Genomic DNA, 12049 nt, shown 5'->3' on the forward strand with positions numbered 1-12049 from the left:
GGCGTCAGTCGTCGTCGCCGCGGCGGTAGCCGTTCTGGCGCGGGCACACGTGCCCGCCGGGGTCCAGCGGCTCCCCGCACAGCGGGCACGGCTTGCGCCCGGCCTTGAGGACGCGGTCGGCGCGCTCGGCGAAGGCGCGCGCCATCACCGGGGTGAGGAACACGCGCACCGCGTCGGGGCCTTCCTCGGTGTCGTCGAGCACCACCGACTCGTCGACCTCGCCCTCGGTGATCGCCAGCAGCTCGATGACCACCGCGCGCGACTCGGCGTCCCAGCCCAGGCCCATCGTGCCGACCCGGAACTCCTCCTCCACCGGCACCGCCAGCGGCTCGGAGTCGACCTGGGTCTCGTCGACGTCGTCGGGCACCTCGGCGCCGAAGCGGCGGTGCACCTCCTCCAGCAGCGACCCGATGCGCTCGGCGAGGACCTGGACCTGCTGCTTCTCGATGGTCACCGACACGGTCTTGGCGGATTCGACCGCCTGCAGGTAGAACGTGCGGTCGCCGGGCTGCCCGACGGTCCCCGCGACGAAGCGGTCGGGCTGGCGGAAGACGTGGATGACGCGAGCCATGGCACCTCGACCTTATTGCACGGCGCGGGGGCGGGCAGGTCCTCCCCCACCGGACGGCGTTGACCGGTCCACCGTATCGGGCGGTCGGTAGGGTCGTCTCGTGGTCCGGATCGCCCCGCACGGCAGCTGGGAATCGCCCCTGAGCGCCGCCGACGTCGCCCGCGCTGGCGCAGCCCCCGCCTGGGTGCTGCCGCACTCGGGGAGGCTGTGGTGGACGCAGTCGCGCCCCGAGGAAGGGGGCCGGGCCGCGGTGCTGCGCTCGGGCCCGGACGGGCCGGAGGAGGTGCTGGGGGCCCCGTGGAGCGCGCGCAACCGCGTCCACGAGTACGGGGGCCGCCCGTTCACCCTCCTCGGCGAGCACCTGGTGTTCACCGAGTGGAGCGACCAGCGCGTCTACGCCACCGTCTCGGGCGGGGAGCCGGTGGCGCTGACCGAGGCGCCCGAGCGCGAGCACGGCGTGCGCTACAGCGACCTCACCCCCGGCCTGGGCAGTGAGGTGTGGTGCGTGCGGGAGACCGTCACCGGCGACGCGCCCACCGACGTGGCCCGCGACCTGGTGGCGGTGGCGCTGGCAGGCGGGGTGCGCGTGCTGGGGGCCTCCCACCACTTCATGACCGCCCCCCAGCCCTCCCCGGACGGGCGGCACGCGGCCTGGATCGGCTGGTCGCACCCGGACATGCCGTGGGACCGCGCCGAGGCGTGCGTGGCGGCCATCGGCCCCGACGGCGCGTTCGGGCCGCACCGGGTCGTGGCGGGCGGGCCGGAGGTGGCGGTGTGCCAGGTCGAGTGGGAGTCGCCGGACTCGCTGCTGGTGCTGGCCGACCCCGACGGGTGGTGGGGCCTGCACCGCGTCGGCGTCGACGGGGCGATGACGGCCCTGGCGCCCGGGGAGCGGGAGCTGGGCGGGCCGCTGTGGCAGCTGGGCAGGCGCTGGTTCGCCCCGCTGGGCCGCGGCCGCCACGCCGTGCTGCGCGCCGGTGCGCTGGCGATCCTGGACGAGCGCAGCGCCACGGTGACCGATGTGGACACCGACTTCGCCGAGTTCGCCCCGGACGTGCACGCCGTGGACGGGGTGGTCAGCACCAGCGCGGCCGGGCCGCGCACCCCGTGGACGGTGGTGGAGCTGGACCTGTCCACCGGCATGCACACCGAGCACACCCACCCGCAGACCCCGGACCCGCGCTACCTGCCGCAGCCGGTGGCGCGCACGGTGGCGGGCGACGGGCACGAGGTGCCGGTGCTGGTGTACCCGCCGACCAACCCCGACTTCGCAGGCCCGTCCGGGCAGGCGCCGCCGTGGCTGCTCTACCCGCACAGCGGCCCGACGACGGCGTTCTCCACCGCGCTGGACCTGGACATCGCCTACTTCACCAGCCGCGGCATCGGGGTGGTGGCGGTGGACTACGCGGGCTCCACCGGCTACGGGCGGGCGTTCCGGGAGCTGCTGCACCAGCGGTGGGGCGTCGTCGACGTCGCCGACACCCTCGCCGCCGCGGCCGCCCTGGTGGCCGAGGGCATCGCCGAGCCGGGCCGCCTGGCGGTGCGCGGGGGCAGCGCGGGCGGGTTCACCGCGGCCGCGGCGATGACCGGCGGCACCGTGTTCGCCTGCGCGACGCTCATGTTCCCGCTGCTGGACCTGGCGCCGTGGGCCGACGGGCAGGTCGAGACCCACGACTTCGAGTCCTGCTACGTCGAGCGGCTGGTGGGGGTGCTGCCCGAGCACGCCCAGCGCTACCGCGACCGCTCCCCGGTGGCCGCGGCGGGCCGGGTGCGCGGCCCGGTGCTGGTGCTGCAGGGCGCCGACGACCCGGTGTGCCCGCCGGAGCAGGTGAAGCGGTTCGTCGACGGGCTGGGCGTGCCGCACGCCTACCTGGTGTTCCCCGGGGAGCGGCACGGCTTCCGCGGGGCGGGGGCCATCGCCGCCGCGCACGAGGCCGAGCTGTCCTTCTACGGGCAGGTGTTCGGGTTCACCCCGCCCGGGGTGGCGGCGCTGGAGCTGGCGCCGTGAGCAGGCAGCGCCCGCCGCGGCTGCGCGAGGGGTCCCTGGTGGCCGTGGTGGCCCCGGCAGGCCCGGTGGAGGAGCACCGGCTGGCCGAGGGGGTGGCGGTGCTGGAGTCGTGGGGCCTGCGGGTGCGGGTGGGCGAGCACGTCCTCGACCGGCACCCGCGCCTGCCCTACCTGGCCGGGCGCGACGCCGACCGGGCCGCCGACCTGCAGGCGGCCTGGTGCGACCCGGCGGTGGAGGCGGTGCTGTGCGCCCGCGGCGGCTACGGCTCCCAGCGCCTGGTGGACCTGCTGGACTGGGCGGAGCTGGCCGCGGCGGGCCCGAAGGTGCTGGCCGGGTCCAGCGACATCACCGCCCTGCACTCGGCGTTCGGGGCGAACCTGGACGTGGTGACGCTGTTCGCGCCGATGGTGGCCGGGACGCTGTTCGACCCCGGCGCCCAGGACCACCTGCGGGCGACGCTGTTCGAGCCGGAGTCGACCACGGTGCTGACCGGCCCGCGCGTGTCCACCGCCGAACACGGCAGCGCCGACGGGGTGCTGTGCGGGGGGACGCTGAGCCTGCTGGCCGCCGACGTGGGCTCCCTGGACGCCGCCCCGCCCCCGGATGGGTCGATCCTGCTGCTGGAGGACGTCGGCGAGGAGCCCTACCGGGTGGACCGGCTGCTGACGCAGCTGCTGCGGGCGGGCTGGTTCACCGGGGTCGCGGGGATCGCGCTGGGCTCGTGGTCGGGCTGCGGCAGCCCCGAGCAGGTGTACGAGGTGGTCGCGGACCTGCTGGGCGGGCTGGGCGTGCCGATGGTGTGGGAGCTGGGCTTCGGCCACTGCCCCGACCAGCTCACCGTCCCCCTGGGCCTGCCCGCCCACCTCGACGCCGACGACGGCACCCTCACCCTGGCCGAGCCCGCCCTCGCCTAGCGGCGGGGCGGGCCCATGGCCCGCGGCGGGGTTACAGGTCGCGGAAGCAGCCCTGCGGCGACCAGCCCCGGGTGCCGTCGGTGGCGACCAGCCGCACCCAGCCGTTGCCGTTGGTGATGCCGCAGGCGGTGTAGCGGCGGCCGAGGTCGTAGCCCTCGACGCAGGCCACCACGTCACCGGCGCTGACCTGCCCGATGACCCGGTAGCTGTTCCAGCCGCTGTAGACGTTGGCGCCGTAGACGGCGACCATCAGCCCGTTGGGGCAGTGGGCCAGTGCGGCGGTCCCGGCGGTGTCGGCGGCGGCCGAGGTGGGCGCCACGACGGCCAGCGCGGCAATGGCAGCGAAAATGAGACCGAGCTTGCGCATGAATATCCCCCTTATTCGAGAGAACGGTTCAGCCGGGCTTACGGCCACGATTCCAGCGCAGCCAACGGTATGCCGCATGACCAGAAAACAGCAGGTCATGAGGCATACCGCGGGCGGGAATTCCGAATTAGGCCCCCAGTCGGCCGCCGTGTTCTCCGGCGGCGCGCCCAGGCTATGACGAATGCGAGGGGGCGGGCAATGGTGCTTTAGGGTGAGCCGGAATTCGGCAACGCCGCCCGCGCCGGTGAGTCGGCGCGGGCGGGTGGGGGTCAGCCGCTGAGCTTGCCGCGGTATTCGACCGGGCCTTCGCCGGGCCACTGGGCGGTGCCCTCGAACCGGGTGCCCTCGTCGAAGAAGGTGACGCTGCCGTTGCCGGACTGGGGGCTGCTCCAGGTCACCGTGGTCCCGGTCTGCGGCTGCCCGGTGTCCGGGACGACCTCGGCGCGGTTGGTGATGGCCACCGACAGCGGCTGGTCGGGCTGCCAGCCCCCGCCGCCGGTGTGGATCTCGGTGTCGTACACGGCCATGCCACGCTCCCTGATCGGATCGGAAGGGTTGTGCCTTGCACCACCGATCGTGGTCATGCCCGGCGGGCGAGGGGGCCGTGGAGCGGGCAGCTGTAGCCGATCGTGTTCAGGACAGGCGCTTCTCCAGGGCTTCGATGCGGTCGACGAGGGGTTTGAGGGCGGCGGCGATGACGCCTGCGGACATCTCGCCGGTTTGGGCGCGCAGGTGGACGTAGCCTGCGAGGGCGGCGGTGACGGTGGCGCGCAGGGCTTTGGCGTCGGCGCCCGCGGTGCGCAGGGCGGCGCTGGCGGGGCCGTCGGGTTCGGTGGCCAGGCCGAGGATGAGGTGTTCGCAGCCGATGTAGTTGTGGCCGAGGGCGACGGCTTCGACGACGGCCAGCTCCAGGGCGTTGGCGGCGTCGGAGGAGAAGCGGGTGGCCGTCCCGGCGGCGGTGGGGGCGGTGATGGCGCGGCGGACGCGGTCGGGGCTGATGTCGAGGGCGGCGAGCACGCGCAGGGCGAGGTTGGCGCCCTCGTCGAGGATGCCGCGCAGGAGGTGGCCGCTGTCGACCTCGGGGGCGTTCTCGGCGCGGGCGGCGTCGATGCCCAGCCGCACGGCGGTGCGGGCGCGGTCGGTGAAGTTGGGCAGGTCGTGGTCGGCGTCGCCGCCGAGGGTGGTGGCGCGGATGGCGCTGACGCGGCGGGCGGACTGCTCCAGGGCGCGCTGGCAGATGGCCGAGACGGGCACGCCGGAGGCGCGGACTTCCTCGGCGAGGTCGTCGGGCAGGTACACGTTGATCTTCGGCATGCCCCCAACGCTAACCCCTTAAGGGGTTAGATGTCTACCCCCAGATTGGGGTTATACGCGGGCGAGTTCGTCGTCGTCGCGGAACAGGCGCAGCGGGTCCGGCCGCAGCAGCGACACCCCCGCCAGCACCGACACCGCCACCGCGCAGGCGATGAACGGCCAGTTGTAGAGCAGGTCCTCCCCCGCCGGGGAGTAGGTCAGCACCAGGAACACCGCGCCCGCCACCACGTAGGCCAGCTGCCGCTGCTGCCAGGCCAGCGCAGCCGCGATAGCGAAGCCCCAGGTCAGGTACCAGGGCAGCATGGTCGGGGAGAGCACGGCGATGGCGATGAACACCAGCGCCATGCGCCGCACCGCGTCCGGCCCGCCCTCGCGCGCCGCCCACCACTGGCGCACCGCGATCCACAGGAACACCAGCGCGCCGAGCACGCGCACGATGTTGACGAACCAGCTCTTGTTGGCGTCGACGAACAGGCTGACCACCGTGTGGATGATCTCCCCGATCGCCGTGGGCAGCGACAGCCAGTTGACGATCATCGTGGGGGCGTTGACCGAGTTGAGCCAGCCCAGGTCGAACGCGCCCAGCGACAGGTAGGTGACCGCCACGAAGGTGGCCAGGAACGTCGCCAGCGCCGCGCTGAACGCGCGCAGGAAGTTGCGCAGCGGCGTGGACCCCAGGTGCGCGGCCCACACCCACACCAGGAACGGCAGCGCGATCAGCGAGGTCGCCTTCACCGCCGCGCCCAGGGTCACCAGCACCACGCCGAGCACGTGGCGGCGGTCGAGCGCGCACAGCGCGCCCGCGGCCAGGAACCCGACCATCAGCAGGTCGTTGTGCGGGCCGCCGACCAGGTGCACCACCGTCATCGGCCCGGCCACGGCCAGCCACAGCGCCACCGGCAGCTTGCCGCCCAGGTGGCGCACCAGGCCCGGCAGCGCCCACAGCAGCAGCCCGAGCCCGACCAGCAGCACCAGCCGCGACAGGATGACCCCGACGATGACGTTGCTGCCCGCCACCGCCGCCACCCCCTTGGCCAGCAGGATGAACAGCGGCCCGTAGGGCGCGGGCGTCGACACCCAGAACGGGTGCACGTTCTGCACCAGCTCGGGCACCCCGAGCATGATCGGCCCCACCTCGTAGGGGTCCATGCCGTGCAGCGGCAGCGCCCCCTGGGCCAGGTAGGAGAACACGTCGCGGGTGAACACCGGCGGGGCGATCAGCAGCGGCGCGGTCCACGCCGCGGCCGCCACCAGCACCGGCCGCGACCCGACCCGCCCCGCGAGCACGTGCCTGCCCAACCGCACCCACGCCCACACCATCATCAGGAAGCCGACGTAGAGCACCATCGTGGCCAGCATCTGGCCGTGCCCGTAGCGGATCCACGACAGCGGCCCGTGCCCGAGCACCGGGTCGCGGGCCAGGATCCCCGCCGCGCCGAAGGAGCCGAGCAGCACCATCACGCTGCCCGCCGCGCCCAGGGCGGTCGTGCGCACCGGCAGCGGGGCCTTCGCGGACGCGGCCGCGGCGGCGGGCTCGGCGTTGTCTGCGACCAAGGGTGCGTCCGTGTCTGGGGAGGGGCCTGCGGCGGTGGTCATCGGGGGATGAGCCTACACAGGGCACACCGGCCCGGTTCGCGCAATGCGGGAACCGGCGGGGTGTCCGCGCCGCCGAACGGCTCACCCGCTGCGGTCCGGCCGCGGCAGCGCCGCCAGCAGCGCCCGGGTGTAGGGGTCGGCCGGGTCGGTCAGCACCTGCTCCACCGGCCCGGATTCCACCACGCGCCCGGCCCGCAGCACCACCACCCGGTCGGCGGCCGCCCACGCCACCCCCAGGTCGTGGGTGATGACGAGCGCGGCCAAGCCCAGCCGGGCGCGCAGCCGCAGCAGCAGGCCCAGCACCTCCCCGCGCACCGAGGCGTCCAGGGAGGCCACCGGCTCGTCGGCCACCAGCAGCCGCGGCGACAGGGCCAGCGCGGCGGCGATGACCACCCGCTGGCGCTGCCCGCCGGAGAGCTGGTGGGGCAGGGCGCCCAGGTACCGCTCGGGCGGGCGCAGCTCGGCCTCGGCCAGGGCGCGGGCGGCCAGCGCGGCGTGGTCGCCGGGCACCCGGTGCACGCGCAGGCCCTCGGTGATCGCCTCGGCGACGCGGTGGCGCGGGTTGAGCGCCCCGGTGGGGTCCTGGGGCACCCACTGCACCTGGCGGCGGTAGGCGCGCAGCCCGCGGCCGCCTGCGGGCATCTGGCGCCCGTCGAGGCGGATCTGCCCGGCCTCGGGGCGCACCAGGCCGAGCACGGCGCGGGCCAGGGTGGTCTTGCCCGACCCGGACTGCCCGACCAGGGCCACGATCTCCCCGGCCCGCACGTCCAGGTCCACCCCGTCGACGGCCGCGGTGTCGCCGAAGCGCACCCGCAGCCCCCGCACCCGCAGCAGCTCGGCGCCCCCGGCGGTGGCCGGGGCGCGCCGGTGACGGGGGTCGCCGACGGCGGGCACGGCCGCCACCAGCGCGCGGGTGCGCTCGTGCCGGGGCGCGGCGATCACCTCCCGGGTCGGGCCGCTCTCCACCACGCGCCCGGCGTCCATGACCGCCAGCCGCCCGCACACCCGGGCGAGCACGCCCAGGTCGTGGCTGATCAGCAGCATGCCGATGCCGCGCGCGGCGACCAGCCCCGACAGCAGGTCCAGCACCTGGGTCTGCACGACGACGTCCAGGGCGGTGGTGGGCTCGTCGGCGATGATCAGCCGGGGCGCGCAGGCCAGCGCCATGGCGATCATGACGCGCTGCTGCTGGCCGCCGGAGAGCTCGTGCGGGTAGGCGCCTGCGCGGGCGGGCGGCAGCTCGACCTGGGCGAGCAGGTCGGCCACCCGGGCGCGGGCCTGGGCGGCGGTGACGGCCGGTTCGTGCAGGCGGATGGGTTCGGCGATCTGCTCGCCGACGCGGCGCACCGGGTTGAGCGCGTGCATCGCACCCTGGAAGACCACCGACGCCCGCGCCCACCGCAGCGCCCGCAGCTTCCCCCAGCTCAGCTCGGTGACCTCGGCCCCGTCGACGGCGATGGAGCCGGTGACCTCGGCGCTGCGGGGCAGCAGCCGCAGCAGCGACAGCGCCACGGTGGACTTGCCGCACCCGGACTCCCCGGCCAGCCCCAGGCTCTCCCCCGCGGCGATGTCCAGGTCCACCCCCCGCACGGCATGCTCGCCGGGGTAGCGGACGTGCAGGTCGCGCACGCGCAGCAGGCTCATCGCGGCTCCCGCAGCCGCGGGTCCAGCACGGTCTCCAGCGCCCGCCCGCACACCGTCACCGCGAGCACGACCCCGGCGATGGCCAGCCCCGGCGGCACCAGGTACCACCACGCCCCGGCGGTGACGGCCCCGGTGCTCGACGCGCTGCGCAGCATCGCCCCCCACGACACCGCGGTCGGGTCGCCCAGGCCGAGGAAGGCCAGGGTGGACTCGGCCACGATCGCGGTGCCGACGGCGAGGGTGGTGTTGACCACGACCAGCGGCACCACGCCGGGCAGCACGTGCCGGGCGACCACGTGCAGCGGCCCGCCGCCGAGGGCGTGCGCCCGCTCCACGTAGGGGCGGGCGGACACGGCCAGGGCTTGGGCGCGCACCAGGCGGGCCGCGCTCGGCCAGGAGGTCAGGCCGATGGCCAGCACGATGGTGCCGATGCCGCGGTCGAGCACGGTGGACAGGGCGATGGCCAGCACCAGCGACGGCAGCACCAGGAAGAAGTCGGTCAGGCGCATCAGCACCGCCGACACCCAGCCCCCGGCCATCGCCGCGGCCAGCCCCACCAGCGTGCCGATGCCCACCGACAGCACCGCGGCGCTGACCCCGACCAGCAGCGACACCCGCGCGCCCCACCAGGTCAGCAGCAGCACCGAGCGGCCGTTCTCGTCGGTGCCCAGCCAGTGCTGCCCGTCGGGGGCGGCCAGGCCCGGGGCGTGCGCCTTGGTCACGTCCAGCCCGGCGGGGTCGCTCAGCCACGGCGCCGCCACCGCCAGCGCGGCCACCACGACCAGCACCGCGGCGGCGACCAGCCCGCCGCGCCCGATCGGCAGGCGCCCGTTCATGAGGTGCGCACCCGCGGGTCGAGGACGCGGTAGAGCAGGTCGGCGGCCAGGTTGGCCAGCACCACCGCCGCGGCCAGCACCAGGAACGTGCCCTGCAGCAGCGGCAGGTCCGGGCCGCGCAGCGCCTCGTAGGTCAGCAGCCCCAGCCCGGGCCAGGAGAACACCGTCTCCACCGTGATCGCCCCCGACACCACCAGCCCCAGGTGCAGGAACACCAGCGTCACCGTGGGCAGCAGCGCGTTGGGCACCGCGTGGCGGCGCAGCACCTGCTGCTCGCGCAGCCCCTTGGCGCGGGCGGTCAGCAGGTGCGGGGCGGTCAGCTCCTCCACCAGCGAGGCCCGCATGACCAGCTGGTACTGGGCGTAGACCACGGCGACGAAGGTGATCACCGGCAGCACCATGTGGTGGGCGGTGTCCACCGCCTGCGACCAGAAGTCCGGCGGGGTGTCGGGGTAGGTGATGCCGCCGGAGGGGAACAGCCCCGAGGTGGCCGAGAGCAGCAGCAGCCCCAGCCAGAACGTCGGCACCGACCACAGCCCCAGCGCCACCCCGGTGGCCGCCCGGTCGAAGCGCCCGCCGCGCCGCCACGCCGAGCGCGTGCCCAGCCACAGCCCCAGCGCCACCGCCAGCAGCGTGCCGGTGCCCACCAGCAGCACCGTGGGCCCCACCCGCTCGGCGATCTTCTCCGCCACCGGCACCCGGAAGGTGTAGGAGGTGCCCAGGTCCCCGCGCGCCAGGTCCCCCAGGTAGGCCCAGAACTGCTCCAGCAGCGGCCGGTCCAGGCCGTAGGCGGCCTCCAGCTCGGCGATCTGGGCGGCGCTGACCGGCCACCCCCGGGTCATGGTGGTCACCGCGTCGCCGGGCAGCGCCCGGAACAGCAGGAACCCCAGCACCGCGATCAGCGCCAGGCTCAGCAGCGCCCCGCCCGCCTTGCCCGCCGCGTACCGGGCCCACCGCCGCCGCGGGCGCGGCGCGACGGGCGGCGTCGCGCTCACTCCCGCTCGTCCGCGCCCGCGGCGCGCCGCCGCGCCAGCCACCACCCGGCCCCGCCCAGCAGCAGCACCGCCCCGCCGACGACGCCCAGCACCAGCCCGGTGGACGAGCCGCCCGGCTCCCGCGGGATCGGGGTGGCCGAGTAGTAGCCCCAGTAGGACTGCTGGTTCATGATCGGCCCGCCCGGGTCGGGCGAGACCTGGAAGGCGGCGAAGCGGTCCGACCGCCACGCCTCCAGCACGTCGTCGTAGCCCAGGATCACCATCGGGGCCAGCTCGTGCAGCCGCTGCTGCATCTGCTTGACCAGCTCGGCGCGCGCCGCCCGGTCGAACTCGGCCACCTGGCGGGCGTAGAGGGCGTCGTAGGCGGGGTCGCACAGGAAGCTGTCGGGGGTCGCGCCGCGGCCGTCGGCGCCGGGCCGGGCGGCGCAGGTCTGCAGCGACAGCACGTAGTCGGGGTCGGGGTTGGCCGCCCAGCCGCTGTAGGCCAGGTCGAACGCGCCGCGCGTGGTGGCCTCGTTGAGCTTGGTGTCGGAGACGACCTGCACCCGCACCTCGATGCCCAGCTCGCCCAGCCAGCCCTTGACGTAGGGGGCGGACTGCTCGTCGAAGTTGGCGCCCGCGCGCGCCAGCAGCCGCAGCCGCAGCGCCCGCCCGCTGCGCGGGTCCACCCGCACCCCGTCCGGGCCGCGCGCGTACCCGGCGGCGTCGAGCATCGCGTTGGCCCCGGGGATGTCGAACGGGCGCGTGCCCGGCCAGTGGAAGTCGGCGAACACCGGCGGGATGTAGCCCGCCCCGGCCTGGCCGTAGCCGCCCCACACCCGCTCCACCAGGGCGGTGGTGTCGATGGACTGGGCGATGGCCCGCCGCAGCACCGGATCGCGCAGCGCCGGGTGCCCGTCGCCGATCGGCGTGCCGTCGGCCGCCGCGGCGCCGGGGTTGAGCAGGATCTCGTTGAACCGCTTGCCCTTGGCCCGGTTGCGCGTGATCCCCGGCTCCTCGGCCAGCTCGTCGAACTGGGCGGGGGTGAGCCGGTTGACCAGGTCGACCTCGCCGTTGCGCAGCGCGGCCACCGCGGCATCGGAGTTGCGGTAGTAGACGAAGTCCAGCCGGTCGACCTTGGGCCTGCCCCGCCAGTAGCGGTCGTTGGCCACCAGCCGGGTGTAGCTGCCCTCCTTGAACTCGGTGATCACGAACGGCCCCGACCCGACCATCGGGAACACCGGCGCGGCGCCCGGGGCCAGCCGCGACCACACGTGCTCGGGCACGATCGGGATGTCCAGGGCGGTCATCGTCGCCTGCGGGGACTTGGTGCGCACCACCAGCGTGCGCTCGTCCTCGGCGGCCACCGAGTCGAACAGCGCCACGAAGCTGCCGTTGGCGGTCCGGGCGGTCTCGTCGCGCATCATCAGCTGCAGGGTGAAGGCGGCGTCGGCTGCGGTGATCGGCTCCCCGTCGCTCCACAGCGCCCCGGCGCGCAGGGTGAACCGCCAGGTCAGCTTGTCCGGGGCGACCTCCCAGCGCTCGGCCAGCGCCGGGGCGGGGGCGAGGGTGGCCGCGTCGTAGGTGGTCAGCTGCTCGAACGCCGTGCGCAGCACGTCGGTGCCGGTGCGGGTGATCGACAGGAACGGGTTGAGCGTGTCGATCTCCTGGGTCACCGCCACCCGCAGGGTGACCTCCTGCTGGGCGTGGGCGGCGGGCGCGAGCCCCGCCGCCACCAGCGCCGCCGCCAGCACGATCCGCACGCCGACCACCCCCGCACGAGTAGTTGGCAAAAAATTAACCACCCCCGGTCGGCTCACGTCAA

The 12049-nt window shown here is 75.1% G+C and carries 11 protein-coding genes; 2 read left to right on the forward strand and 9 right to left on the reverse strand.

All coding sequences use genetic code 11. The features are described 5' to 3' along the window. Nucleotides 1–4: 4 nt before the first annotated feature. The gene (locus tag ACWEPX_RS00975) at nt 5–571 is read right to left on the reverse strand and encodes a DUF3090 domain-containing protein (RefSeq protein ID WP_451894992.1); all 567 of its coding nucleotides are present in this window, start codon (nt 569–571) and stop codon (nt 5–7) included. Nucleotides 572–671: 100 nt separating this feature from the next. Here ACWEPX_RS00975 and ACWEPX_RS00980 point away from each other — a divergent pair, with 100 nt between their 5' ends. After that, entirely contained in the window at nt 672–2579 is a 1908-nt protein-coding gene (locus ACWEPX_RS00980; RefSeq protein ID WP_451894993.1) for a prolyl oligopeptidase family serine peptidase, read from the forward strand. Beyond that, on the forward strand, nt 2576–3493 hold the full coding sequence (locus ACWEPX_RS00985; protein ID WP_451894994.1) for a S66 peptidase family protein: 918 nt from the start codon (nt 2576–2578) through the stop codon (nt 3491–3493). The genes ACWEPX_RS00980 and ACWEPX_RS00985 overlap by 4 nt, the downstream gene beginning before the upstream one ends. Nucleotides 3494–3524: 31 nt before the next feature. Here ACWEPX_RS00985 and ACWEPX_RS00990 read toward each other — a convergent pair whose 3' ends face one another. From ACWEPX_RS00990 to ACWEPX_RS01025, 8 genes are all read right to left on the reverse strand, one after another. Beyond that, complete coding sequence (locus ACWEPX_RS00990; protein ID WP_451894995.1) at nt 3525–3860, reverse strand: hypothetical protein; 336 nt, start codon at nt 3858–3860, stop codon at nt 3525–3527. Between the two features lie 269 nt (nt 3861–4129). Further along, complete coding sequence (locus ACWEPX_RS00995) at nt 4130–4387, reverse strand: hypothetical protein (protein ID WP_451894996.1); 258 nt, start codon at nt 4385–4387, stop codon at nt 4130–4132. A gap of 106 nt (nt 4388–4493) precedes the next feature. Then, nucleotides 4494–5174, reverse strand: a complete 681-nt coding sequence (locus tag ACWEPX_RS01000; protein WP_451894997.1) for a Clp protease N-terminal domain-containing protein — start codon at nt 5172–5174, stop codon at nt 4494–4496. 51 nt (nt 5175–5225) lie between these two features. After that, entirely contained in the window at nt 5226–6728 is a 1503-nt protein-coding gene (mptB, locus tag ACWEPX_RS01005) for a polyprenol phosphomannose-dependent alpha 1,6 mannosyltransferase MptB (protein WP_451894998.1), read from the reverse strand. A 123-nt stretch (nt 6729–6851) separates the two neighbouring features. Further along, complete coding sequence (gene nikE, locus ACWEPX_RS01010) at nt 6852–8414, reverse strand: nickel ABC transporter ATP-binding protein NikE (RefSeq protein ID WP_451894999.1); 1563 nt, start codon at nt 8412–8414, stop codon at nt 6852–6854. Next, on the reverse strand, nt 8411–9250 hold the full coding sequence (locus ACWEPX_RS01015) for an ABC transporter permease (RefSeq protein WP_451895000.1): 840 nt from the start codon (nt 9248–9250) through the stop codon (nt 8411–8413). The genes nikE and ACWEPX_RS01015 overlap by 4 nt, the downstream gene beginning before the upstream one ends. Next, on the reverse strand, nt 9247–10245 hold the full coding sequence (locus tag ACWEPX_RS01020) for an ABC transporter permease (protein WP_451895001.1): 999 nt from the start codon (nt 10243–10245) through the stop codon (nt 9247–9249). Before ACWEPX_RS01020 ends, ACWEPX_RS01015 begins: the two co-directional genes overlap by 4 nt. Next, entirely contained in the window at nt 10242–11987 is a 1746-nt protein-coding gene (locus ACWEPX_RS01025) for an ABC transporter substrate-binding protein (protein ID WP_451895002.1), read from the reverse strand. Before ACWEPX_RS01025 ends, ACWEPX_RS01020 begins: the two co-directional genes overlap by 4 nt. Between the last annotated feature and the right edge of the window lie 62 nt (nt 11988–12049).

The sequence above is a fragment of the Actinokineospora sp. NPDC004072 genome, assembly GCF_053604195.1.

Bases quoted from the DNA above. Each gene is read 5' to 3' on its own strand.
- ACWEPX_RS00995 (WP_451894996.1), bottom strand. From the start codon at position 4,387: ATGGCCGTGTACGACACCGAGATCCACACCGGCGGCGGGGGCTGGCAG.
- ACWEPX_RS01015 (WP_451895000.1), bottom strand. From the start codon at position 9,250: ATGAACGGGCGCCTGCCGATCGGGCGCGGCGGGCTGGTCGCCGCCGCG.
- nikE (WP_451894999.1), bottom strand. From the start codon at position 8,414: ATGAGCCTGCTGCGCGTGCGCGACCTGCACGTCCGCTACCCCGGCGAG.
- ACWEPX_RS00975 (WP_451894992.1), bottom strand. From the start codon at position 571: ATGGCTCGCGTCATCCACGTCTTCCGCCAGCCCGACCGCTTCGTCGCG.
- ACWEPX_RS00990 (WP_451894995.1), bottom strand. From the start codon at position 3,860: ATGCGCAAGCTCGGTCTCATTTTCGCTGCCATTGCCGCGCTGGCCGTC.
- ACWEPX_RS01000 (WP_451894997.1), bottom strand. From the start codon at position 5,174: ATGCCGAAGATCAACGTGTACCTGCCCGACGACCTCGCCGAGGAAGTC.